Below are 24,134 nucleotides of genomic sequence, written 5' to 3' on the forward strand. Positions count from 1 at the left end.
AACCGGACCTTTTGAGCCATTATCTAATACCCTGGTAAATCGTTCAAGTATTCTCCCCGGCAACCGCACGCGCTTTTGCCTCCTGTTCAACGGCCTGTTTCGCCAGCGTTCTTTCAAGGATAGTTGAATACAAGGGTTTACCCCCCAGAAATTGAGCCAGTAGTGTTGCGCCGAGGCAGGTAATAATCATTGGCAAAATGAGCTGATAGTTATCGGTCATCTCCAGCACCAGCACAATTCCGGTCAGCGGCGCGCGCACCGAGGCGGCGAGCAGCGCGCCCATTCCGGCGATGGCAAAGGTGCCGGGATCGAGATGATAGCCCGGAAACAGCGGCGTCGCCGCCATACCGAATGCCGTTCCCAGCAGGGTTCCCAGCGCCAGCATCGGCGCAAAAATCCCGCCGGGTGCGCCGGAGGAGAAGCACAGCAGCGTGGTAATCACCCTGGCAATAAAAATAAACAGCAGCAGGCCAACGGAGAAGTTACCCGCCGCGGCAATAGGAATGAGGTTAAACCCGCCCCCGGCAGCCGCAGGCTGGATCAGCCCGAGAATACCGCAGCTGCCGCCGATCAGCCCGCCAATCAGCACCCACTTTTTGAGATCGCCGCCGTGAAGACGCTGGAACATATCCTGGGTACGCAGCACCAGGGTGTTAAAAAGCGGGCCTATTGCGCCAAAAATCATCCCCAGAATCAGATACAGCCACAGGGTATTAACCGGCGCGTTGCTCAGCTTACCGACCTCGATAATCGCCCCTTCACCATTAAATATGCGAAATACGATGCTTGACATAATCACGCCGGTAAACACGGCCTTAATAGAGATCAGGTTGTAGCGGAACTGCGGACGCATCTCTTCAATAATAAATAGGATCCCCGCCAGCGGCGCGTTGAACGCGGCGGAGAGGCCCGCGGCGGCGCCGGTTGCCAGCAGCGTATGGCGCGCTTCAGGGCTGCGCATGCGGAAAACGTCCACCACCATGCGCCCAAGATTCCCGCCAAGCTGCACCATCGGCCCTTCACGCCCCAGCACCATGCCGGCGCCCAGGGTCCCCATCCCGCCGATGAACTTCACCGGCAGCACTCGCCACCAGCGAACGGGACGCAGCTCTTCCAGCGCCCCTTCTATTTCCGGGATCCCGGAGCCGCCCGCTTCCGGCGCAAAACGGCGCACCAGAAAGTAGCCGACCATCGCCAGCAGCGCGGAGAAAATAAAGGCCAGCGGCCAGACCAGGAACCAGTGGTCCGCTACCTGCACCAGGGTTTCGATGCGCAGGTTCTGTACCCAGTTGACGCTCTTTTCGAAAGCGACGCCCACCAGCCCAGCCAGGGTTCCGACGACGGCGGCCATTAACAGCACCGCCAGCGGCGTTTTGTCTCGCTGGATTAAGCGGCGAACCACGTCACCACGGCGCAAGCGCACGATTTGTTTTGCTTCAAAAGAGGAGGCTTCTGCTTTCATACTCTCGTCGATTAATAGTCATACAAATAACACAAAGGACATTTTAACTGCCAGGACGCGCCCCGTCGCGGAAAAAATTCACCGTACTACCTTTGTTTCAATTGGGCAAAACTTTCATAACTATCCTGGAATAACTTAGAATAACCAACAAAACATTTTTCACGAACCAGGATCCAGGCAATGAGCAAATCTGCAACTCTCTATAGCGCCGCGCGTGAACTTATCCCCGGCGGCGTAAATTCGCCGGTACGAGCCTTCAGCGGCGTTGGCGGCACACCGCTGTTCATCGAACGTGCGGACGGCGCCTATCTGTACGACGTCGACGGTAAAGCCTATATCGATTATGTCGGTTCCTGGGGGCCGATGGTACTCGGTCACAACCACCCCGCCATTCGTAATGCGGTCATTGAAGCGGCGCAGCGTGGCCTGAGCTTCGGCGCACCGACGGAAATGGAAGTGAAAATGGCGGCGCTGGTAACGGAGCTGGTGCCGACGATGGATATGGTGCGGATGGTTAACTCCGGCACCGAGGCCACCATGAGCGCCATTCGCCTGGCGCGCGGTTTTACCGGCCGCGACAAAATCATCAAATTTGAAGGCTGCTACCACGGTCACGCCGACTGCCTGCTGGTCAAAGCGGGCTCCGGCGCCCTGACCCTCGGCCAGCCGAACTCCCCGGGCGTGCCGGCCGATTTCGCCAAACACACCCTGACCTGCACCTATAACGACCTGGCGTCGGTCCGCGCCGCGTTCGAGCAGTATCCGCAGGAGGTTGCCTGCATTATCGTTGAACCGGTGGCGGGCAATATGAACTGCATCCCGCCGCAGCCGGAGTTCCTGCCGGGCCTGCGCGCGCTGTGCGACGAATTTGGCGCCCTGCTGATTATTGACGAAGTGATGACCGGCTTCCGCGTTGCCCTGGCGGGCGCCCAGTCTTACTACGATGTGGTCCCTGACCTGACCTGCCTGGGCAAAATCATCGGTGGCGGCATGCCGGTGGGCGCCTTTGGCGGCCGTCGTGAAGTGATGGATGCGCTGGCGCCGACCGGCCCGGTCTATCAGGCGGGCACCCTGTCCGGCAACCCGATCGCCATGGCGGCGGGCTTCGCCTGCTTAAGCGAAGTGGCGCAGCCGGGAGTTCACGAAACGCTGACGGATTTAACCAACCAGCTGGCCCAGGGGCTGCTGGACGCCGCGCGCGACACGGGTATTCCGCTGGTGGTGAATAACGTTGGCGGCATGTTCGGCCTCTTCTTTACCGACGCCGAAAGCGTCACCTGCTATCAGGACGTGGTGAAGTGCGACGTTGAGCGCTTTAAGCGCTTCTTCCACCTGATGCTTGAAGAGGGCGTGTATCTGGCGCCTTCGGCGTTTGAAGCCGGATTTATGTCCGTTGCCCACAGCGAAGAAGATATCAACAATACCATCGCCGCCGCGCGCCGCGCGTTCGCCAAACTGTAGCCCACGCGCTCCCGGGCAGGCATCACGCCTCGCCCGGGAGCCGCGCCCATCTAGCGGCTCTGCTTCCTCAGCAAATAGATAAAGTACGGCGCGCCGATAAAGGTCGACAGCAGACCTGCCGGGATCTGTAGCCCACGCGCTCCCGGGCAGGCATCACGCCTCGCCCGGGAGCCGCGCCCATCTAGCGGCTCTGCTTCCTCAGCAAATAGATAAAGTACGGCGCGCCAATAAAGGTCGACAGCAGACCTGCCGGGATCTGATACGGGAACATGATCATCCGCCCGCACCAGTCGGCAAACACCAGCAGCAGGCCGCCAATCAGCCCGGACATCACCATATGCGGTATCGTGCGGCGGAACCCCATCATGCGCGCAATATGCGGCGCCATCAGACCAACAAAGCTTAACGGGCCGATGGTCAGCGTTGCCGTGGCCGTCAGGCAAGCGGCCAGCAGCAGCAGGCCGATGCGTGACGGCGTCAGCGCAACCCCTACCGCGCGCGCCGCCTCTCCGCCGAGCGGCAGGATCGTCAGCCAGCGGCGGCACAGCGGCGCCAGGGCCAGCAGCACCAGCATCGCGCAGCCGCTGTACGCCACCATCTCCGGCGTCGCGCCGTAGGTTGAGCCGGAGATCCACGTCAGAATCTGCGCCATCCGCGGATCGCCGCTGGCCTGCAGCATCATCAGCAGCATGGTGAAAGCGGTGCTCAACGCCATGCCCGCCAGCAGCATCCGATGCGGCGAAAAGCCGCCGCGTCCGGCAGCAACCAGAATCACCAGCAGCGTCGCCGCCGCGCCGAGGCTGCCGGCAGGCAGTAGCCAGCCAAAGGCGTTGCCGGGGACAAAGAACAGCATCACGACCACGCCAAACGCCGCGCCGGAGCTGATCCCCAACACTTCAGGGCTGGCCATCGGGTTACCGGTCAGGCGCTGAATAATACAGCCCGCCACCGCCAGCATCACCCCGGCAAACAGGGCCGCCAGGATCCGCGGCCAGCGCCACGGCATCAGCTGATCCAGCAGCGTACCGCTGGCCCAGTGCCAGCTCTGCGCATCGCGGCCAAAGGCCAGCGCCGCAATCACCGCCAGCAGCAGAATCACCAGCCCGCCGAGGGCGAACCACAGCACGTTCTGCCGCTCCGCCAGCACCTTATCGCCGGCGTTCATCACCGGGGCGCTAATACTGCGCAGGCGCGGCAGCAGCCACAGCAGCAGCGGCGCGCCGACCAGCGCGGTCACCGATCCGGTTGACACCTCCATCCAGACGCGGGCAAGCCACAGAATGATTTGATCGGAGAGCCAGAGGATCAGCGCGCCAATCAGCGCCGCCAGCAGCAGGCGCGAGAGCAGGCGGCGGGCACCGAGCATTTTTGCCAGTAGCGGGGCAAACAGGCCGATAAAGCCGATAATCCCCACCGCATTCACCAGCATCGCGCTGAGAACAATCGCCAGGGAGAGCGCCCCGAGGCGTGCCAGGGAGAGCGCCAGGCCGAGATTGCGCGCCACGCCGTCGTCCAGCCCCATCAGGGTGAGAGGCCGCAGCAGCAGTAGCGTGAGCATCGCGCCGCCGAGCAGCTGCGGCCACAGCCGCTGTACCACGCTCCAGTCGGTTTGCGTCAGGGTGCCGGTGCTCCACAGGAACATGCTCTGCAGCTGGTCGTGATGGAAAATGACCATTAGCTGATTGAGCGCCCCGCAGTAAAGGCTGACGACCAGGCCGGCGAGGATCAGGGTCACCGGCGAGAGTCGTTTGCCCCAGGAGACGCCAAACACCAGCGCACCGACCAGGCACGCGCCCGCCAGGGCGGCGAACTGCGATGCCAGCACGCCGGGGATCGCCCACAGCGCGGTAACCGTCATCCCCAGCTGGGCGCCGGTGGCGACGCCAAGAGTCGTCGGCTCCGCCAGCGGGTTGCGCAGCACCTGCTGGAACAGGACGCCGACCAGCCCCAGACCCGCGCCCACCAGCAGCGATACCGCCAGCCTCGGTAGCAGGCTGTAGTGAAACAGCATCTGGGCGATGCTATCGATATCAGGCTGCCACAGCGCCTGACGCCACTCGTTCTGCGGCAGCGCGGTGCGCAGATTAAAGAGGCTGAGCGCGAAGGCGGCAATCAGCAGTATGGCCAGCAGCAGAGCCGCCAGAGGAGAAATTCGCGATCTCACGACGGGCCTCCCTGAGCGTCAGCCAGCACGCGGGCAAAGTGCATTGCCGAGAGCGTGGCGCCGTAAAACCACACCGCCGGAACGCGCTGGAAGCGCCCTTCGCGGACAAACGGCATCGCCCGCCACAGCGGGGAGCGCATCAGCTGCGCCATTTCGCTATCGTTGCCGTGGTCGAAGCAGATCACGTCCACATCCTTATAGGCCGCCAGCCGGTCGATGCCGACGGTCACGCTGCCCCAGAAGGTGCTCTCCCCGTGCCAGGCGTTTTTGATACCAAAGCGCTCGAGGATTTCCTGAAACAGGCAGTTATCACCGAAAACCAGGACGTGGCGCGGGTCGAGCAGGCTAATCATCAGCAGCGGCCGATCGCCGCGGCGGGCGAAGCGCGGGCCCAGTTCGTCCATCAGCGCGTCGAACTCTGCCAGATGGCGCTTCGCGGCCTGCTGCTTGCCGATAAGCTCGGCCATCTCGTTGAGCGACTGCTGCGCCATCATCAGCGGCCGCTTGCCGTCGCTGAAGGTAAATCCGCGCCCCGGCGCAATACGTGCCAGCTTCTCTGACGACGGGCCGTAGCCTGCCGACCAGACGATATATGAAGGGTTCATCTGCGTCAGCAGTTCAAGATTGGGTTCCGTGCGCAGCCCGACGTCAATGACCGAGTCCGGCAGCGCCGGTTCATTCACCCACAGGCGATAGTTCGGGATATCGGCGACGCCGTACGGCACGACGCCAAGCGCCATCAGCAGTTCTATCGGCAGCCACTCCAGCGCCACGATGCGCTGCGGGTCGACGGTCGCCGCCCGCGCGCCGCGCATCTGCCACAGCAGCGGCGATAGCGCCATCGCCGTCAGTAAACGTCGACGGGTGATCACGTTGTTTTTTTCCATTAATAGACGAAGCTTACCGGCGCACTGCCCGCCGGATGCGGCAGAATTCCCATCGGGATACCGTAAATTTGTTCCAGCGTTTCGCTACGCATCAGCTCAGTCGACGTGCCCTGAGCAATCATCTCGCCGCCGCGAAGGGCCACCAGATAGTCGCAGTAGCGGGCCGCCATATTGATATCATGCAGCACGGCAATCACCGTCAGGCCGCGCTGCTGGCTCAGGCGATGCACCAGCGCCAGCACGTCAACCTGGTGGGCGATATCCAGCGCCGAAGTTGGCTCATCCAGCAGCAGACAGCGGCTGTCCTGGGCCACCAGCATGGCAATCCACGCGCGCTGGCGCTCGCCGCCGGAGAGGCTATCGACCAGCCGATGCGCCAAGGGTTTCAGCCCGACCAGCGCAATGGCCTCCTCGACCTTCTGTCGATCCGTTGCGCCAAAGCGCCCCAGCGCCCCGTGCCACGGATAGCGTCCAATCGCCACCAGCTCACGCACCGTCATCCCCTCCGCCGCGGGCAGCTGCTGCGGCAGATAGGCCACCTTGCGGGCAAATGCCTTGCTGCTCCAGCTATCGAGAGGCTGACCGTCGAGCAGCACCTCGCCGTCTGACGGCGGCTGATGGCGACCGAGCATTTTCAGCAGCGTCGATTTGCCGGAGCCGTTATGACCAATCAGGCCGGTCACTTTTCCTGCCGGGAAGGTTAACGAAAGCGGATGCAGCAGCGTACGGCCAGGCACGCGAAAGGTCACGCGATTCAACGAAAACGTGGTATCGGATTGCGGAGTGTTTTCCTGCATAGCGGCCAACTTGTTTAACGGCGCGGCGAACCGCGCCCGGTGAGTGATTAGAAACGGAAGGTTCCGGTCGCAATGACCTGACGCCCTGCGCCCCAGTAGCACGCATATTCGCTATAGCAGCTGGAAACGTACTCGCGATCGAACAGGTTATTGACGTTGATACCCACCGACGAGCCCGGTAAACCAAAGCGCGCCAGATCGTATTTCACCGTCGCATCCATCAACGCGTAGCCCGCGACGCCGAAGGAGTCATTCTGCTTCGCATCGGCGGTATCGTTTTTGTAGTAGCTTACCGTAGAGCCAACGTAGCGCGCGCCGGCGCCGACCGTCAGGCCGCTCAGCGCGGTTTCGTGGAAGGTGTAATCCGCCCACAGCGACGCCATATTGCGCGGAACTTCCGCCGGACGTTTGCCGTTAAATACGGTGTCGTGCTGGTACTCAGCATCGGTGTAGGTATAGGCTGCGGTGAGGTTGATATTGGCGTTCACCGCCGCTTTCGCCTCCAGCTCCAGGCCGCGAGCGCGGATCTCGCCGGTTTGAATGCTAAACGTCGGGTTGCGCGGATCTGCCGTCAGGTTTTTATCCTTGGTCAGCTGGTACACCGCCGCGGTCACCACCACCGGCATATCTTTCGGGACGTATTTCACGCCCGCTTCATACTGCTCGCCGCGCGACGGATCGAACGGTTTGCCGTCGAGGCCCGAGCCTGAAACCGGCTCAAACGACTGGCTGTAGCTGAAGTACGGAGAGATACCGTTGTCGAACAGATAGTTAATACCGCCGCGCCAGGTAAACTGCTGGTCGTGATTTTCGGCCAGAACGTTAGTGGAGCGCGTCAGCGTAGAGGTCGTGGCGTAGTCATAGCGTCCGCCCAGCGTCATCACCCACTTATCCCACTCCATCTGATCCTGGGCATAGAGGCCGGTCTGCTCCATCCGGTTGAGCACCGCGTACGGGAAGTACACCGAGACGTTTGGATTACCGTACTGCGGATTGGACATGCCGATCGGATCCGCAGAACCGTAGTCGGCATTGACGTCGTTGCGCATGCGCGAATAGTCCACGCCGGTCAGCAGCTTATGGTCCACCGCGCCGGTAGCAAAGTCGGACTGCAGCTGGGTATCAACGGTGAAGGTGTTGAGATGTTCATCAGAACGCACGTAGGCGCGGTTGATCTGTCCCGGTGCCGTGTAGCCGTTGCCGTAAACGGAGCGATAGAGCGTATTGACGTCGGCGTAGCGCAGGTTCTGACGAACGGTAAAGGTATCGTCAAACTGGTGTGAGAAGCTGTAGCCCACCATCTGCTGGCGGCGCGACATCTTGTTGCTCGGATCGCCTTCATTGAAATCGGTCGGCAGCTTATGTGCCTTGCCGTTGGCGTCGTAGTACGGCACCACGGTCCCTTCGCGCGGAAGCCAGCCGTAGTAGCCCGCATACGGATCGCTCTGGAAGTTGCTCAGGAAGGTGAAGTCGGTTTTATCATCCGGGCGCCAGCTAAAGGATGGCGCCACCGCGTAGCGGGTCGATTTCGCCATCTGCTGCTGCGCGTCCTGGCTGCGGCCCAGGCCGGTCAGGCGATAGGACCATACGCCGCTATCATCAATCGCATCGCTAAAATCGAAACCCGTCTGCCACAGGTTATCGGTACCCATTTTGAACTGAATTTCTTTCAGCGGCTCGGTCGTCGGGCGCTTGCTGACCATGCTGACGATGCCGCCAGGGTTGCTGTTGCCGTACAGTACGGAGGTTGGTCCGCGCATCACTTCCACGCGCTCGAGGAAGTAGGGGTCCATCGACACTTCAGAGTAGTTATTCCCCTGCAGCTTCATGCCATCCAGATACTGGTTGGTGTTCACCGTTGTCGAGGTCGTAAAGCCGCGAATTGTCACCACGTCATAGGTCGTTGAGCTGCCGCGAGTGGAGAAAACGCCCGGCGTGTAGGCCAGCGCTTCTTTCACCGTTGTCGGCTGCTTCATCTCCATTTCCTGGCGGGTCACCACGGAGATCGACTGCGGCGTTTTTTCAATCGGGGTATCGGTTTTAGTGGCAGTTGCTGAACGCTTTGCCGCGATAGTCGGAGCCGGTCCCCAGGCGCTTTCCTGGCTGACGGGGGCTGCGATAACGGTAATGGTTTCTTCTTTTTTCGGTTCAACTGCCGCCTGTGCATAGACAGACATGCCGCTAACCGCTGTGGCTACTACGACTGCAATTTTACGCAGCGAGTGATTTGGCTGAGCAGTTTTTAGACGCGCCATTGGTAGATCTCTGATAAAGGTGAATGATAACGTAAACGAGAATTATTATTATGACGGCTGACATAATAGGCGAAACGCGAAATGCAAGGCAAGCGATATGCCATCGCGAAGATATCAAAGGCTGAATAAATAACCAGACGGTAATTGTGGGGTTAAGTGACTGTTAAGTAATCTACATAAATGAAAAAGCCCCCTGATACTGAAGTATCAGAGGGCCAGTGTTGTAACAACCTGTTCGCACCATCATGCAAGCTGCAGCGAGGCGACTTGAAGAATCAAGCGGATAGTTAATTGCTGCCGAACATATCCTTAATCCAGCCCGCTACGCCGTCGCTTTTTTCCTGCTTCGGCTGCTGCTGCTGCGTCGCTGGCTGCTGCTGCTGAGGCTGCTGACCGGACTGATTAAACGGATTGTTCTGCTGCTGCTGCTCAAGCTGCTGCTGCTGGATCTGCTCACCCTGACGGCAGAGCGCATCCGGCGCGGTGGTCCATACCGGCAGGGTACGCACCCCGCCGCTGCAGACAAAGTTACCGCTGCCATCGACGCCCATATCCACCACGTCTTCCGGCGCCGTCAGCACCAGCGGGGTTGGCGTCTGGTTGGCCAGATAGCGCTGATAAATCGACATTGCGCCGCTGGCACCATACAGCTTCGTCGGTTGGTTGTTATCGCGACCCACCCAGGTAATCGTCACCTGGCTTCCATCGATACCGGCGAACCACGTATCGACGTTGTTGTTGGTGGTCCCGGTTTTCCCTGCCAGATGCAGGCCCGGATATTTCGCCCCAAGCTGGCGACCGGTGCCGCGCTGCACGACCTGCTGCATGGTCCACAGCGTCATGTATGCGGCCTGCGCAGGAACCGCCCGCTCCGCCTGCGGATAGCTCTGATACAGAACGGTGCCATCTTCGGCGATCACCGAACGCAGCGCCGACAGCGTGGCGCGGTTACCGCCGCTGGCGAGGGTCTGGAACGCCTGCGCCACTTCAATCGGCGTCAGGTTCAGCGCCCCGAGGATCATCGCCGGGACCGGACTGAGCTGGTCTTTCGGCGCCCCCAGTTTGACCCAGGTATCGATCACCGCCGGCAGGCCCAGTGCCATCCCGAGGTTGACCGTCGGCACGTTCATCGAACGCGTCAGCGCGTCAACCAGCATTACCTGGCCGCTAAAGCGACGATCGTCGTTCTGCGGGGACCAGGTCTGGCCGTTGGAGAGGCGAATCGTCACCGGCGCATCGGCAATGGCGGTATTCAGACGGTACTGGTTCGGCTGGCTTAACGCGGTCAGATAGGTCGCCGGCTTGGCCAGAGAACCAATCGAGCGACGGGCCTGCATCGCGCGGTTATAGCCCGCAAACTGCGGCTCCGCGCCGCCGACCATGGCCCGTACCTCGCCGGTATAGCGGTCAACGACCACCATCGCGGTTTCCAGATCCGGCAGCTTACGCTGCTTCTTCAGCGCCGGGATCCCTTCGGTGGCCGCCTTTTCCGCCGCGTCCTGCGCAACGGAATCGAAGGTCGTAAAGATCTTCACGCCGGAGAGATCTTTCACCTTATCGCCCAGCTTCGCCTGCAGCTCCTGACGCACCATCTGCATAAACGCCGGCTGCGGAGAAATGACGCCGCCGCGCGGCTGCACGCCCAGAGGACGGGCGCTCAGCATGTCGTACAGCTCCTGGTCGATCACGTTCTGCTGCTGCAGCAGACGCAGGACCAGGTTACGACGCTCCAGCGACAGCTTCGGATTACGCCACGGGTTGTAAATCGATGCGCCTTTTACCATCCCCACCAGCAGAGCCTGCTGGTCAAGGCTCAGCTCTTCCACCGGGCGGCCAAAGTAGTAAAGGCTGGCCAGCGGGAAGCCGCGAATTTCGTTATCGCCGCTCTGGCCGAGGTATACCTCGTTCATATACAGCTCGAGGATCCGATCCTTGCTGTAACGGGCGTCAACGATCAGCGCCATGTAGGCTTCGTTGGCCTTACGCCAGTAGGAGCGCTCACTGGAGAGGAACAGGTTTTTCACCAGCTGCTGGGTCAGGGTACTCGCGCCCTGCACCGTGCGTCCCGCCGTCAGGTTAGCCAGCACCGCACGACCAATCGAGTACAGGCTGATCCCGTCATGCTCGTAGAAGTGGCGGTCTTCGGTAGCCAGCAGGGTATCAACCAGCAGGTCCGGGAAGCCGCTGCGCTTAACGAACAGGCGCTGCTCGCCGTTGGCCGACTGCAGCATGGTGATCAGCCGCGGATCGAGGCGGAAGAAGCCAAACTGGCGGTTATTCTCCATGTTCTCGATCGTTTCCAGACGATCGCCATCAAAGGTCAGACGCGCGCGCACCTGCCCTTCTTTACTGTCCGGGAAATCAAACGGACGGCGAATCATCTCGATGCTGTTGGCCTGCACGGTGTATTCGCCCGGGCGCGTCATCGCGCTCACTTGACGATACTGCGTGGCGTTCAGCAGGCGCACCATTTCGTTTTTGCTGACCTGCATATCGGGCTCAAGGTTGACCATCCGGCCATACACCGCCGCCGGAAGTTCCCAAACCTTGCCATCAATGCGGCTGCGGATCTTCTGATCGAGGTAGACGCCATAGGCGGCAACCAGCACCGCGACAACGATACCCAGCTTGATCAACAGCCACAGCCAGGTACGTTTACGCCGAGGCTTGTTACCTTTGCCTTTCGCTTTCTTCGGCATCGGCTCTTCGTCCTCATAATCGTCGTCGTAATCATCGTCATAGTCCTCGTCCCGAACCCGACGACGAGTCACTTTTTGTTTTGCCGGACGCGAGGGTTTACCCTTACGTCCGATAGGCTCGCGGTCATCTCCCGCCATGCTTTTTCTCCGCAACTTTCAGGCGTAAAAGCCTGATTCTCAATGCTTCCCCCTGCCAGAGGAAGAAGATATCTCTCAAATTCACACCCGTAGGGTCTTATCCTGCAGGCGACCATCTATTGACTGTACTTCGCGCGGTCAGCGTCTCACGGCGCAGCTATGATCGATTTTTATGCGTTTAGTTAAAAAATCATAAAATAAATCATCACCTTACATACTTCACCTGCAGAGAATTTTGGGACATAGCACTAATCGTCCAGGGAACACAGGATAGCACTAAACCAGGATATGCTTAACCAGCATTTTACCCAGTAAAAGCGTAACAAAAGGGAAAATATTATGTTTTTTAATAACATAAAAAATGCTCCCCGCCGCCCCTTGCGCTTCACGCTTTTCGGCCCCCCTGCTGCGGATAAAAACGAAAACTTCCCGGTGCACGAAATATTATATTCGGACTGTGACAATAAATATTTTCCCGGAAGTAAAGTTAAACCTTAAACCATCTGCGGATAAAAGTGAGAGCGGCTTAACAATTATATAATAGCCTATCCCACCAGGCGTAATTGGCGTAGCCAGTTTGAACACGGACAGCGCGGAGAAACCGAAGCGTACACGTAGTACGTGAGGATTTCGAGCACTGCCCAGGTTCCAAATGGCAAGTAAAATAGCCCTAATGGGATAGGCTCTAATAATATTTACTGATGACAGCGGGGGAATATTTGTTAAACTAGCCTTCAGTTAACCATTCCAGCTTAATATTATGCGAACTTTCGTTATATTTCCGCTTATCATGATCGCCGCGCTTTCAGGGTGTCAGCAGAATCGCACCTCAACGTTAAGTCCTGGCGTCAGCAGCGAGGCGCAGCTTGAGCAGCTCTCGTCGGTGGCCGCAGGCGCCCGCTATCTGAAGAACAAATGCAATCGCAGCGACTTGCCCGCAGATGAAGCCCTCACTCAAGCCGCGTGGAATGTCGGGAAAAAAAGAGGATGGGGAAATATCGATTACGCAACCCTGGCTCAGCGCAGCGCGCAGATGTATCAACAGCTGCAGCAGGACAGCACTCCGGAAACAACCAAATGCAGTCAGTTTAATCGCCAGCTGGCGCCCTTTATTGCCGGCTTAGATCGCGAATAAAATGTCGCAGCCGCTTATTTTGCGTTTTATTGGCGCCTAATTTATTGCCCCTGTGGACTATCCGCAATAATACCTCCCGGCCAGTCATCCAGCGCCGCCAGAGTAAAGGTATTGCCCTTAAAGCTAAACACGGTTAAATCCTGCTGAATCTGCTCAATCACCAGATTCGGCAGCGGCGATTGCCCCTCCTGCCAGCTTTGACCGTTGATCACAATCGTGCGCTTATCCTCGCTCGAGGCGTAGATATGCGCGCTGTAGCGTAATGCCGGTAAATAATCCTCCTGCGGGCTCTCCTCCTCGACGCTGGCCTGCGCCTTTTGCTTTGTCGGAGCAGATACCGGTACGGAGGCCGCCTGCTGCGGTGCAGGCTGGCTAAGCGGCACCAGCGCCGCGTGCGCCACCGGCACCAGCGGCTTTTGCGCGACCGGCGCGTTTCGCCACTGCTCGCCGCCAAACCAGCCCAGCGCGATAAATAGCCCGGCGTAGAGCGGAACGGTAAGCCAGGGAACCTGCACCATTGTACCAACCATCACCGGCGATCCCGCCTCCCGGACGCTCACCGCGGGCATCGGGCACTCTTCATCATGGCGAATCATCACACCCTTTCTCCTGATAGCGAAAGAATCGCAGCCCGACGCCGAGCGCCGGGCTGCCTGACCCCGTGAATGCAGGTCAGCTAAAGAGATGCTTTATTTGCTGCTTACCGGCAGGCCCGCGCCCTGCGCGTCGCCCTGCGGTTTTTCCAGCACCGCCACGGACCAGGCCGGTAGCGTAATCGCGCCATCGGCAGCGATCTCGACGCCGTTCGCCAGCGACCCCTCTCCCGCCGCCTGCTGAATGGCGCTCAGCTGCAGGTTTTCACCATTGAAATCATGGAGAGTCCGGCTCTCAGGCGCCGCGTTGATCGCCACGACCAGGCCATCCACCCGGCCGTCGAGGCTTGCGCCCGCCTGGACGCCATCATCGATGGTCATGATCAGCAGGCCAGCCAGCGAGTCGGCGCCGGTATTGCGGAAATCGACGCGCTTCATCACCGCGCTGCCGTCACCTAAGGTGAAGAGCGGGGATGATTTACGCAGCTGGGTCAGCTCCTGGTAGAACGCGGTCATCTGCTGCAGCTCCGGCTCGCCGGGAGTCGCCACCATCTCCTTAACGCGGGAAATCAGATCGTAGTTGCTGCCGTCATCGCTGCTGCGCGGCATCCCGACGTTAAAGTTGTTGTCCTGCATGGCGTAATCGACGCGGTTAAACCAGTCGCCGGAATCATAGGAGTCGCGGGTGAAGGATTTAGAGCGCAGCAGCTCTGAACCCTGCTGATCGAAGGCGATCCCCTGGCCCAGCATCACCGTCGCCAGCGATACCGCCTGCATCCGCACGCGGGTATTAAGGTCGGCCTCCTGCGCGGCTTTGTAGCTGATCATGTCCCACAGCGTCTGGTTATCGTGCTTCGAAACGTAGTTAACAACCTCCGTCGGGTCAGCCGCATAGCCCCCCGGCGCGCCGTTGTAGTCGATCTCGCTGCCCTTTTTCACCGCGCCGTCTTTATCGATCATCACAAAGTCGGCGAGGTTGCCGGCCATGCCCAGACGCGTCAGATCGGCAAGGTGGCGCACCGTATCTTCGTTCTGGCTGGTGAGCTCGTTAGGCAATACGCCGGCGCCGCTGCCGATCCCCTGGTTCTGACGCAGCGCATCACCGGAGTCAAACGGACCGCCGCCGCGCACCGAGTCGCGCAGACGATCGGAGAAGGTGCCGATCCCGCTACCTTTGAGATTGATCTGCGAAGCGATTTCGAAACGGTCGCTCTGCCCGGAGTCCCAGCCTTCACCGAAGAAGTAGATATCCGGATTTAAGCTCTTCATCCGCTCCCACGCCGAGAGGATCTGCGCTTTCGGGTGATAGCCCATCAGGTCGAAACGGAAGCCGTCAATTTTGTAATCGGTGGTCCATACCGCCAGCGAGTCGGCGATAAGCTTGGCGAACATCCGATGTTCCGGCGCGGAGTCCGAGCAGCAGGTTGCCGATTCCACGCTTCCGGTGGTTTCATTCAGACGCTGATAGTACCAGGGGACGATTTTATCCAGCACCGAAGTCCGGTCAGTTGGCCCGGCGGCGTTGGTGTGGTTGTACACCACGTCCATGATCACGTTCATTCCCAGATCCTGCTTAATCGCCTGGATCATGGTACGGAACTCTTTGATCCGTGCGGTTCCTTCCGGGTTCGTGGCGTAAGAGCCTTCCGGCACCGTGTAGTGGAACGGATCGTAGCCCCAGTTGTAGGAATCGGTTTGCGCCACCAGGCTATTCAGCGCCTGAACCTGCGGGTTATCCTGGCTATCGCTTTGCTTGAGCTGATTAAGCACCTCTTCCACCGTCGAACCGCTGGCGCAGTAGGCGGCAAATTCGCTGCTCTTCACCGCGCTGTTGACTTCGCAGAGGTGGCTGAACGGCTGCTGGATGTCGGCAACTTTATCGCTGAACTCGTTGACCGTCGCCAGATCGAACACCGGCAGCAGCTCAACGTGGGTCACCCCGGAGGCGGAGAGCTTTTTCAGGTGCTGCACCATGTTGCTGTCCTGAGCGGTGAGCGCCAGATACTTACCGCGCAGTTCGGCCGGAACGGTGCTGTCCCAGGCAGAAAGGTCGCGAATATGCGATTCATGGATGGTCATCTTCGCCAGATCGGCTTTGGTTTTCTGCGCGTGAGGCATCGCCAGGTTATCCCAGCCGTCGGGCTTGAGCGCGCTGTCGTTCAGATCGACAACCTGGCTGTACTCCGAGTTGGTGGAGAGGCTATGGGCGTACGGGTCGGTCACCTCGTACTGTTCAACCTTGCGCGACTGCGGGTGGTAAACCGTCAGCGCATAGCGGTAGAAGGCCCCCTTCAGATCGCTTCCGCCCTGCCATGCCCAGGCGCCCGAGGCCGCGTCGCGGGTCATCGGATGGCTGGCGAGCACCTTTTTATCGGCGCTATACAGCACCAGATCGACCTGCTGCGCGGTCGGCGCCCACAGGCGGAAATTAACCCCGCCGTCGCTCACCTGCGCCCCGTAGCTAAGGGCCTCCGCCGGCTGCGCGTAGACGTCGTCCAGCACGCCCGCCGTCTGCACCTGGGTGGCGGAGATCAGAATACCGTCCTTCTCGGCGGCGATCGCCACCGTTTCGCCCTGCAGCAGCTCATCGACCGGCGCATTATCCGGAAGCTTAAACGCGGCGTAGCTGGAGAGCTGCGGGAAGCGCATGCTCACCTGCTGGCTGACGGTGGTGGGAGTCAGGTTCAGATAGCGGTCGGTAAATTTGCCTTCGCTATCGGCGGCCACTTTGCTGCTGTGGCTGTAGTACAGGCGAACGATCGGTTTGCCCTCACCGCCCGGCCACAGCAGGGTGGTCTTATCGACCCAGTGGGCCTCGGCAAGCGCCACGCCAAACGCGGCGCGAAACGCATCTGCGCGGGTATCATACAGCGAGCTGCTGCCGGCAATAACCGAGACCGTGCGGTCGGTAAAGTCGCTGAACGACACGCGCAGATCGCTATCGATCAGCTTGTTGGTGCCGTCTCTGACGATAACGTTGATGCAGCCGCTCTCTTTATTGAGCGGAATCACCCAGTACGGGCCGTATTTATCGCTGCCGCTCGGCGTGGTGCTGACGTCATTCCAGTCCGTCATCGGGGCGCTGAGCGCATCGCAGGTTTCATTATTCCAGAGATAGAGATTCCGGGTGCTGTAATCCGCGGCAGTGGCGCTGGTAATGCCAGCAATATCAACCAGATGAATGACCGCCTGCTGAGAGGAAGCCGTGGCAGCTTCACCGGGAACCGCCACATCGGGTAAACGAACGACGACATCCTGATTATCGGGCGTGTCGGGTGAGCCAGAGGAAGAAGATGAAGAACTATTATCGCAGCCGCTAAGTAAAACCAACGAGCCAAGGAATAGGGCATTACAGGTATATCTGAGCATTCGATAGTCCCTAATATGCTTAATAAATTATGAAAGGTAAGAAAAGATGTTTATCTGTAAAGCGCCGCAATTAGATATTTTTGCTTTCAGCGATTCAATCATCCATTAGCAATTAATGGGGGGGCGTAGGCGGCCGGGGGAGTAAAAATAAAAAGGGAATGACGACCCGGATAGCGAAACTCATTATGCTTTGCGGCGACTCACCGAGAATTTCGCAATAAAATATTTAAATATAAAAAGCCACCCACCAATAAAGGTAGGGATCGCGACCGCCCCGGGGAAAACAGGATGAGAAAAAGAATTAAAATACCTTTTTCTGTGATGAGGTTAACACTAACAAATAAAACGATAATAAACAACGCGCCTCATATTGTGATGTTCGTCATGTTATTACCTATTGCTCAGCAGCTCGCCAAATTAAGCTGGCGGATTATATTCCCTGTAGACTCTGCGGCTATAACGATTAACGCCGCGGCAGTTTTACCTTCCCAGGCGGCTATTCGACCAGACGAATTAGCGCCGTTTACGCTATTTGGCAATGCGGAAAAAACGCCGCCGCCAGCGGACGGTTCAGCCGACGGTAAAACCCTGGCCGAGGCACCACTCTCCGCCCTCAAGCTGCGGATCACCGGCCTGCTCGCCAGCAGCGATGCCGCACGTTCAATTGCCATCGTGGCGAAAGGGAATCAACAGGTTAGCCTGGGCGTTGGCGACAGCACCCCGGGTAACGAAGCCAAAATAGTCGCCATTCTTAACGATCGCCTGATCGTTAACTATCGGGGCAGAAACGAAGCGATACCGCTCTTTGACGACGCTGGCGCAGCGGTGAAATCCGCCCCGACGCCGCCGACGAAAGAGTGGATTAAGCAGGTGCGCGAGCGGCCGCAAAATATTCTCAACTATCTCAATATTTCCCCGATTATGGTCAATGAGCAGCTCAGCGGATATCGACTTAATCCGGGCAAAGACCCCACTCTTTTTCGCCAGGCCGGATTACAGGAAAACGATCTGGCGGTCGCTCTGAACGGTCTCGATCTCCGCGATCGGCAGCAGGCTCAGCAAGCATTAAAACAGCTCCCCGAGCTTAGCGAAATAACGCTGACCGTCGAACGCGACGGCCAGCGGCAGGATATCTATTTAGCCTTGAGGGATGAATAATTGCGCAGCACCCTAATTTTCCGCCTGCTTTTTACGCTGCTGATGATATTCAGCGCGCTGTTATTCAAACCCGCCGCTGCGGAAGAATTCTCCGCCAGCTTCAAGGGCACAGATATTCAGGAATTTATTAATACCGTCAGCAAAAACCTCAATAAGACGGTCATTATCGACCCCAGCGTACGCGGCACAATTACCGTTCGCAGCTACGATATGCTCAATGAAGAACAATATTATCAGTTCTTCCTCAGCGTACTGGACGTCTACGGTTTTGCGGTTATCAATATGAATAACGGCGTGCTGAAGGTGGTGCGTTCAAAAGATGCCAAAACCGCGGCAGTACCGGTCGCCAGCGACGCCTCCCCGGGCGTGGGCGATGAGGTGGTGACCCGCGTGGTGCCGCTCACCAACGTTGCCGCCCGCGATCTCGCACCGCTGCTGCGCCAGCTCAACGACAACGCCGGGGCCGGCAGCGTGGTGCACTACGAGCCGTCCAACGTGCTGCTGATGACCGGGCGCGCGGCGGTGATTAAGCGCCTGCTGACCATCGTCGAGCGGGTTGATAACGCCGGCGATCGCAGCGTGGTGACGGTCCCGCTCTCCTGGGCCTCCGCCGCCGACGTGGTTAAGCTGGTGAATGAGCTGAACAAGGACACCAGCAAATCCGCGCTCCCCGGCTCGATGGTGGCGAACGTGGTCGCCGACGAGCGGACCAACTCGGTGCTGGTCAGCGGCGAACCGAACTCACGCCAGCGCATCATCACCATGATCCGCCAGCTCGACCGCCAGCAGGCGGTACAGGGAAACACCAAGGTTATCTATCTCAAGTATGCCAAAGCCGCCGACCTGGTGGAGGTGCTAACCGGCATCAGCAGCAGCATGCAGAGCGAGAAACAGAGCGCGAAGCCGGTGGCGGCGCTGGATAAAAACATCATTATCAAAGCCCACGGCCAGACCAACGCGCTGATCGTCACCGCCGCCCCGGACGTCATGAACGACCTCGAGCGGGTCATCGCGCAGCTGGACATTCGCCGCCCGCAGGTGCTGGTTGAAGCAATTATCGCCGAGGTTCAGGACGCCGACGGCCTCAATCTTGGCGTGCAGTGGGCCAATAAAAATGCCGGCATGACCCAGTTCAACAACAGCGGGCTGCCGATCTCAACGGCCATTGCCGGCGCCAACCAGTACAACAAAGACGGCACGGTCACCAGCTCGCTCGCCAGCGCCCTGAGCTCCTTTAACGGCATCGCCGCCGGGTTCTACCAGGGGAACTGGGCGATGCTGCTTACCGCCCTCTCCAGTAGCAGCAAAAACGATATTCTCGCCACCCCGAGCATCGTCACCCTCGACAACATGGAGGCGACCTTTAACGTCGGCCAGGAGGTGCCGGTGCTCAGCGGCTCGCAGACCACCTCCGGCGATAACATCTTCAATACCGTCGAACGCAAAACCGTCGGCATCAAGCTGAAGGTCAAGCCGCAGATTAACGAAGGGGACTCGGTGCTGCTGGAAATTGAGCAGGAGGTCTCCAGCGTCGCCGACTCCGCCTCCAGCACCAGCTCGGATTTAGGCGCCACCTTCAATACCCGCACGGTTAACAACGCGGTGCTGGTCGGCAGCGGCGAAACCGTCGTCGTGGGCGGGCTGCTGGACAAAAGCGTCACCGACTCCGCCGATAAGGTGCCGCTGCTCGGCGATATCCCGGTGATTGGTGCCCTGTTCCGCTCCACCAGCAAAAAGGTCTCCAAACGCAACCTGATGCTGTTTATCCGTCCGACCATCATTCGCGACCGCGACGGCTACCGGCAGGCCTCTTCGGGTCAGTACAACGCCTTTAACGACGCGCAAACCAAACAGCGCGGCAAGGACGGCACGGAAGCGTCGCTGAACGATGACCTGCTGCATATCTACCCCCAGCAGGATACCGCCGCGTTTCGTCGGATCGGTGCCGCTATCGACGCCTTCAACCTGGGAGGCCAGCCGTGACGCCGCTGGCGGAGAGCCGCCCGCTGCTGCCTTTCATCTACGCCCGCGCCCACGGCATTATCCTGCTGAGCAACGGCGCGACCTGCGCCGTCCGCTGCCTCGCCGAGGCGCCAACGGCGGCGCTGCTTGAGGCGCGCCGGGTAGCGGACGGGCCGATCGAGGTCCAGCGGCTGGCCGCCGGCGAGTTCGAGAAGCTGCTGGTGCTGAGCTACCAGCGCGATTCGGCGGAAGCCCGGCGCATGATGGCCGATATCGGCAACGAGCTGGATTTATACACCCTCGCCGACGAACTGCCCGACACCGACGATCTGCTGGATAGCGAGGACGATGCGCCGATTATCCGCCTGATCAACGCCATGCTGACGGAGGCTATCAAAGAACAGGCCTCGGATATTCATATCGAAACCTACGAGCGCCACCTGCAGATCCGCTTTCGCGTCGATGGCGTGCTGCGGGAGATCCTCCGCCCGCAGCGTCGGCTTGCGGCCCTGCTGATTTCGCGCATTAAGGTGATGGCCAACCTCGATATCGCGGAAAAGCGCATCCCGCAGGATGGCCGCATGGCGCTGCGCATCGGCGGGCGCGCCGTTGACGTGCGCGTCTCGACGCTGCCCTCCGGCCACGGCGAGCGCGTGGTGCTACGCCTGCTGGATAAAAACAGCGTCAACCTCGACCTGCTGACCCTCGGGATGCCGCCCGCGCTCCTGCAGCAGGTCGATGAGCTGATGGCCCGCCCGCACGGCATCATTCTGGTCACCGGCCCCACCGGGTCCGGCAAAAGCACCACCCTGTACGCCGCCCTCAGCCGGCTGGACGCTCGCGAGCGCAATATTATGACCATCGAAGACCCCGTCGAATACGAGCTGGAAGGGATCGGCCAGACGCAGGTCAACCCCAGGGTGGAGATGACCTTTGCCCGCGGGCTGCGCGCCATTTTACGCCAGGACCCTGACGTGGTGCTGGTGGGTGAGATCCGCGACGGCGAGACGGCGCAAATTGCCGTGCAGGCCTCCCTCACCGGCCACCTGGTGCTCTCCACGCTGCATACCAACAGCGCGCTGGGGGCGATCTCGCGCCTGCAGGATATGGGCGTGGAGCCTTTTCTGCTGTCAACCTCGCTGCTGGCGGTACTGTCGCAGCGCCTGGTGCGCAGGCTCTGCCCGCACTGCCGTCGTCCAGGGCAGGCGGATGAGGAAACGGCGACGCTGATGGGCGTCCTGCCCGGTACTACCCTGTGGCACGCCGAGGGCTGCGCGGAGTGCGGCTTCAGCGGCTATCGCGGGCGTACCGGGATCCACGAGCTGCTGCGGGTTGACGATCGGGTGCGGATGGCAATCCACCGCGGGGAAAACGAATTAACGCTGGCCCAGCGGCTGGGGGCGGACTATATCACCCTCCGCCGCGCCGGGCTGGAGAAGGTGCTGAGCGGCATCACCAGCTGGGAAGAGGTGGTCAGGGTGACCGAGCAGCACAGGGCGCAGGGGGAGTAAGATGGCTATTTTTCGCTACCGTGCGCTGGACGAGCGCGGCAGGACGCAGCGCGGCGTACAGCAGGCGGACTCCGCCCGCCACGCCCGCCAGCTGCTGCGGGAAAAGGGCTGGCTGCCCGTTGAGATCGACGCCGCTGAAGGCCCCGCGCGCGGCGGGCATTCGCTGCTGACGCGGCGCACCGGCGCCGGCGACCTCGCCCTCCTCACCCGCCAGCTGGCGACGCTGGTGGCTGCCGCGATCCCGCTGGAAAAAGCGCTGGATGCGGTGGCGCAGCAGTGCGAAAAAGCGCACCTGAAAACCCTGATGGCCGGCGTGCGCGGCAAGGTGCTGGAAGGTCATACCCTGGCGGAGGCCATGCGCGGCTATCCGGCCTGCTTCGACCGGCTCTACTGCGCGATGGTCGCCGCGGGCGAAACCTCCGGACACCTTGCCGGCGTACTTAACCGGCTGGCGGACTATACCGAACAGCGCCAGCAGCTTCGCGCCCGCCTGCTGCAGGCCATGATCTACCCTATCGTGCTGACGCTGGTCGCCATCAGCGTGATCGCTATTCTGCTCTCCACGGTGGTGCCGAAGGTCGTCGATCAGTTTATTCATCTCAAGCAGGCTCTGCCGTTCTCCACCCGCCTGCTGATGACCATGAGCGATATCGTCAGAAGCGCCGGCCCCTGGCTACTGCTGGCGCTGCTGGCGGGCGGGCTGCTGCTGCATTACGCCCTGCGCCAGCCCGCGCGGCGGCTCATCTGGCATAGACAGCTGCTGCGCCTGCCGCTGATTGGCCGGGTGGCCCGCAGCATCAACAGCGCCCGCTACGCCCGCACCCTCAGCATTCTGAACGCCAGCGCCGTCCCGCTGCTGCCGTCGATGCGCATCAGCGCGGAGGTGTTAAGCAATACCTGGGCGCGCCGCCAGCTGGAAACCGCCGCCGAGTCGGTGCGCGAAGGGATCAGCCTGCACCGCGCCCTCGAAGCCACCGCCCTCTTCCCGCCGATGATGCGCTACATGGTTGCCAGCGGCGAACAGAGCGGCGAGCTCAACGGCATGCTCGAGCGCGCCGCCGATAACCAGGACCGTGAGCTGAGCGCGCAAATTCAGATGGCGCTCAGCCTGTTTGAGCCGCTGCTGGTGGTGGCGATGGCCGGCATGGTGCTGTTTATCGTGCTGGCCATTCTGCAGCCGATCCTGCAGCTCAACACCCTTATGAGTATGTGATTGTAATAATGGAGAAAAAAATGCAACGACAGCGTGGATTCACCTTACTGGAAATTATGGTGGTGATTGTCATTCTCGGCATTCTTGCCAGCCTGGTGGTCCCTAACCTGATGGGCAATAAAGAAAAAGCGGACCGGCAAAAGGTGGTCAGCGATCTGGTGGCGCTGGAGGGCGCGCTGGATATGTACAAGCTGGATAACAGCCGCTACCCCAACACCGAGCAGGGGCTCGCGGCGCTGGTCAGCCGTCCTGGCGCCGAGCCGCAGGCGCGTAACTATCCGGAAGGCGGCTATATCCGCCGCCTGCCGCAGGACCCGTGGGGCAATGACTATCAGCTGCTCAGCCCCGGCCAGCACGGCCAGGTCGATGTGTTTAGCGTCGGGCCGGACGGCATGCCGGACACCAACGACGATCTCGGCAACTGGAATATCGGGAAAAAATAGTGCAGCAGCGCGGCTTCACGTTACTGGAGATGATGCTCATTTTGCTGCTGATGGGCGTTAGCGCGGGCATGGTGATGCTGGCGTTTCCGCCATCGCGCGAGAACGACCCGGCGAAGACCCTCGAGCGCTTCGAGGCGCAGCTGAGCTTTGTCCGCGACCGCGGGCTGCAGACCGGCCAGTTCTACGGTATCTCGATTCACCCCGACCGCTGGCAGTTTATGCGGCTGCTGACCCCTGACGAGAGCGGCAACGCTGGCGAAGCGGACGACGGCGAGGAGGGCTCCCGTTGGCAGCCGCTGCAGATCGCTCGCGTCGCCACCTCGGGCAGCGCCGCCCCGGAACCGCTGGCGCTGAGCTTCCCCGATGGCGCCGCCTGGACGCCGGGCGAACTGCCTGACGTTCTGCTGTTCCCCGGCGGGGAAGTGACCCCCTTTCAGCTGCACATCGGCCGCGATCTGGCGCTGGAGGTTGACGCCCGCGGCGGCGTGCAGCCCACACAGCGGGAGGAGAGCCCATGAAATCACAGTCCGGAATGACGCTGATCGAAGTCATGGTCGCGCTGGTGGTCTTCGCCCTCGCCGGGCTATCCGTGATGCAGGCCACGCTGCAGCAGACCCACCACCTCGGGCGCATGGAGGAGAAAACCCTCGCCGGGTGGCTTGCCGACAATCAGCTGATCCAACTGAAGCTGGAAAACCGCTGGCCGGCGCTGAGCCCCTCGGAAACGACGGTCCAGGCGGCAGGCGGAAGCTGGCACATCCGCTGGCAGGGCGTCGAAACCGAGCTCCCACAGCTGCGGGCGCTGGACGTCGAGGTCCGCCATGATAAAAGCGACAAGGCTCCGGTCTCCTCGCTGCGCACCTGGGTGACCCGGCTATGAACAACGG

Annotated in this window: 17 protein-coding genes; 9 read left to right on the forward strand and 8 right to left on the reverse strand. The window is 60.4% G+C overall.

Annotated elements, in window-relative coordinates:
* Nucleotides 1-43 precede the first annotated feature (43 nt).
* Complete coding sequence (clcA, locus tag GVK32_RS20655) at nucleotides 44-1,462, reverse strand: H(+)/Cl(-) exchange transporter ClcA (RefSeq protein WP_159872070.1); 1,419 nt, start codon at nucleotides 1,460-1,462, stop codon at nucleotides 44-46.
* A gap of 180 nt (nucleotides 1,463-1,642) precedes the next feature.
* Here clcA and hemL point away from each other — a divergent pair, with 180 nt between their 5' ends.
* Complete coding sequence (gene hemL / locus GVK32_RS20660; protein ID WP_159872072.1) at nucleotides 1,643-2,923, forward strand: glutamate-1-semialdehyde 2,1-aminomutase; 1,281 nt, start codon at nucleotides 1,643-1,645, stop codon at nucleotides 2,921-2,923.
* Between the two features lie 181 nt (nucleotides 2,924-3,104).
* Here hemL and fhuB read toward each other — a convergent pair whose 3' ends face one another.
* From fhuB to mrcB, 5 genes are all read right to left on the reverse strand, one after another.
* A complete protein-coding gene (fhuB, locus tag GVK32_RS20665) occupies nucleotides 3,105-5,087 on the reverse strand; it encodes a Fe(3+)-hydroxamate ABC transporter permease FhuB (protein ID WP_159872074.1) in 1,983 nt (660 codons plus the stop codon).
* A complete protein-coding gene (gene fhuD / locus GVK32_RS20670) occupies nucleotides 5,084-5,974 on the reverse strand; it encodes a Fe(3+)-hydroxamate ABC transporter substrate-binding protein FhuD (protein ID WP_159872076.1) in 891 nt (296 codons plus the stop codon). The genes fhuB and fhuD overlap by 4 nt, the downstream gene beginning before the upstream one ends.
* Nucleotides 5,974-6,771 (reverse strand): Fe3+-hydroxamate ABC transporter ATP-binding protein FhuC, encoded by a 798-nt coding sequence (fhuC, locus tag GVK32_RS20675; RefSeq protein ID WP_133600610.1) that lies wholly within the window; start codon nucleotides 6,769-6,771, stop codon nucleotides 5,974-5,976. The genes fhuD and fhuC overlap by 1 nt, the downstream gene beginning before the upstream one ends.
* A 47-nt stretch (nucleotides 6,772-6,818) precedes the next feature.
* Entirely contained in the window at nucleotides 6,819-9,026 is a 2,208-nt protein-coding gene (gene fhuA, locus GVK32_RS20680) for a ferrichrome porin FhuA (RefSeq protein WP_159872078.1), read from the reverse strand.
* Between the two features lie 287 nt (nucleotides 9,027-9,313).
* Nucleotides 9,314-11,863 (reverse strand): bifunctional glycosyl transferase/transpeptidase, encoded by a 2,550-nt coding sequence (gene mrcB, locus GVK32_RS20685; protein ID WP_159872080.1) that lies wholly within the window; start codon nucleotides 11,861-11,863, stop codon nucleotides 9,314-9,316.
* Nucleotides 11,864-12,623: 760 nt separating this feature from the next.
* On the opposite strand from mrcB, the gene gspS reads away from it, so the two are divergent.
* A complete protein-coding gene (gene gspS, locus GVK32_RS20690) occupies nucleotides 12,624-12,998 on the forward strand; it encodes a type II secretion system pilot lipoprotein GspS (protein WP_159872082.1) in 375 nt (124 codons plus the stop codon).
* Nucleotides 12,999-13,039: 41 nt separating this feature from the next.
* Here gspS and gspB read toward each other — a convergent pair whose 3' ends face one another.
* Nucleotides 13,040-13,597: a type II secretion system assembly factor GspB gene (gspB, locus tag GVK32_RS20695; RefSeq protein WP_370461181.1), complete on the reverse strand. Its 558-nt coding sequence runs from the start codon at nucleotides 13,595-13,597 to the stop codon at nucleotides 13,040-13,042.
* A gap of 90 nt (nucleotides 13,598-13,687) precedes the next feature.
* Nucleotides 13,688-16,960, reverse strand: coding sequence for a pullulanase-type alpha-1,6-glucosidase (gene pulA / locus GVK32_RS20700; RefSeq protein WP_148250875.1), 3,273 nt, complete (start codon nucleotides 16,958-16,960; stop codon nucleotides 13,688-13,690).
* A gap of 306 nt (nucleotides 16,961-17,266) precedes the next feature.
* On the opposite strand from pulA, the gene gspC reads away from it, so the two are divergent.
* Genes gspC through gspI form a run of 7 tightly spaced genes read left to right on the forward strand, consistent with a single transcriptional unit; the run spans nucleotide 17,267 to nucleotide 24,127 of the window.
* Nucleotides 17,267-18,118: a type II secretion system protein GspC gene (gene gspC / locus GVK32_RS20705; protein WP_159872128.1), complete on the forward strand. Its 852-nt coding sequence runs from the start codon at nucleotides 17,267-17,269 to the stop codon at nucleotides 18,116-18,118.
* A gap of 42 nt (nucleotides 18,119-18,160) precedes the next feature.
* A complete protein-coding gene (gene pulD, locus GVK32_RS20710; protein ID WP_041147521.1) occupies nucleotides 18,161-20,101 on the forward strand; it encodes a GspD family T2SS secretin variant PulD in 1,941 nt (646 codons plus the stop codon).
* Nucleotides 20,098-21,591, forward strand: coding sequence for a type II secretion system ATPase GspE (gene gspE, locus GVK32_RS20715; protein WP_159872084.1), 1,494 nt, complete (start codon nucleotides 20,098-20,100; stop codon nucleotides 21,589-21,591). Before pulD ends, gspE begins: the two co-directional genes overlap by 4 nt.
* Before the next feature lies 1 nt (nucleotide 21,592).
* Nucleotides 21,593-22,804 (forward strand): type II secretion system inner membrane protein GspF, encoded by a 1,212-nt coding sequence (gene gspF, locus GVK32_RS20720; protein WP_159872086.1) that lies wholly within the window; start codon nucleotides 21,593-21,595, stop codon nucleotides 22,802-22,804.
* Nucleotides 22,805-22,824: 20 nt separating this feature from the next.
* Complete coding sequence (gene gspG, locus GVK32_RS20725) at nucleotides 22,825-23,247, forward strand: type II secretion system major pseudopilin GspG (protein WP_159872088.1); 423 nt, start codon at nucleotides 22,825-22,827, stop codon at nucleotides 23,245-23,247.
* The gene (gene gspH / locus GVK32_RS20730; protein ID WP_159872090.1) at nucleotides 23,247-23,765 is read left to right on the forward strand and encodes a type II secretion system minor pseudopilin GspH; all 519 of its coding nucleotides are present in this window, start codon (nucleotides 23,247-23,249) and stop codon (nucleotides 23,763-23,765) included. The genes gspG and gspH overlap by 1 nt, the downstream gene beginning before the upstream one ends.
* The gene (gene gspI / locus GVK32_RS20735) at nucleotides 23,762-24,127 is read left to right on the forward strand and encodes a type II secretion system minor pseudopilin GspI (RefSeq protein ID WP_159872092.1); all 366 of its coding nucleotides are present in this window, start codon (nucleotides 23,762-23,764) and stop codon (nucleotides 24,125-24,127) included. The genes gspH and gspI overlap by 4 nt, the downstream gene beginning before the upstream one ends.
* Nucleotides 24,128-24,134: the final 7 nt, after the last annotated feature.

The organism is Klebsiella sp. 18074, assembly GCF_902705905.1.
GTDB classification, from domain to species: Bacteria; Pseudomonadota; Gammaproteobacteria; order Enterobacterales; family Enterobacteriaceae; genus Klebsiella; species Klebsiella terrigena.

What these genes read in the sequence shown, in the direction of transcription:
- clcA (WP_159872070.1), bottom strand. Translation starts at nt 1,462, where the DNA reads ATGAAAGCAGAAGCCTCCTCTTTTGAAGCAAAACAAATCGTGCGCTTG.
- hemL (WP_159872072.1), top strand. Translation starts at nt 1,643, where the DNA reads ATGAGCAAATCTGCAACTCTCTATAGCGCCGCGCGTGAACTTATCCCC.
- fhuD (WP_159872076.1), bottom strand. Translation starts at nt 5,974, where the DNA reads ATGGAAAAAAACAACGTGATCACCCGTCGACGTTTACTGACGGCGATG.
- fhuC (WP_133600610.1), bottom strand. Translation starts at nt 6,771, where the DNA reads ATGCAGGAAAACACTCCGCAATCCGATACCACGTTTTCGTTGAATCGC.
- fhuA (WP_159872078.1), bottom strand. Translation starts at nt 9,026, where the DNA reads ATGGCGCGTCTAAAAACTGCTCAGCCAAATCACTCGCTGCGTAAAATT.
- mrcB (WP_159872080.1), bottom strand. Translation starts at nt 11,863, where the DNA reads ATGGCGGGAGATGACCGCGAGCCTATCGGACGTAAGGGTAAACCCTCG.
- gspS (WP_159872082.1), top strand. Translation starts at nt 12,624, where the DNA reads ATGCGAACTTTCGTTATATTTCCGCTTATCATGATCGCCGCGCTTTCA.
- pulA (WP_148250875.1), bottom strand. Translation starts at nt 16,960, where the DNA reads ATGCTCAGATATACCTGTAATGCCCTATTCCTTGGCTCGTTGGTTTTA.
- pulD (WP_041147521.1), top strand. Translation starts at nt 18,161, where the DNA reads ATGATATTCAGCGCGCTGTTATTCAAACCCGCCGCTGCGGAAGAATTC.
- gspF (WP_159872086.1), top strand. Translation starts at nt 21,593, where the DNA reads ATGGCTATTTTTCGCTACCGTGCGCTGGACGAGCGCGGCAGGACGCAG.
- gspG (WP_159872088.1), top strand. Translation starts at nt 22,825, where the DNA reads ATGCAACGACAGCGTGGATTCACCTTACTGGAAATTATGGTGGTGATT.
- gspI (WP_159872092.1), top strand. Translation starts at nt 23,762, where the DNA reads ATGAAATCACAGTCCGGAATGACGCTGATCGAAGTCATGGTCGCGCTG.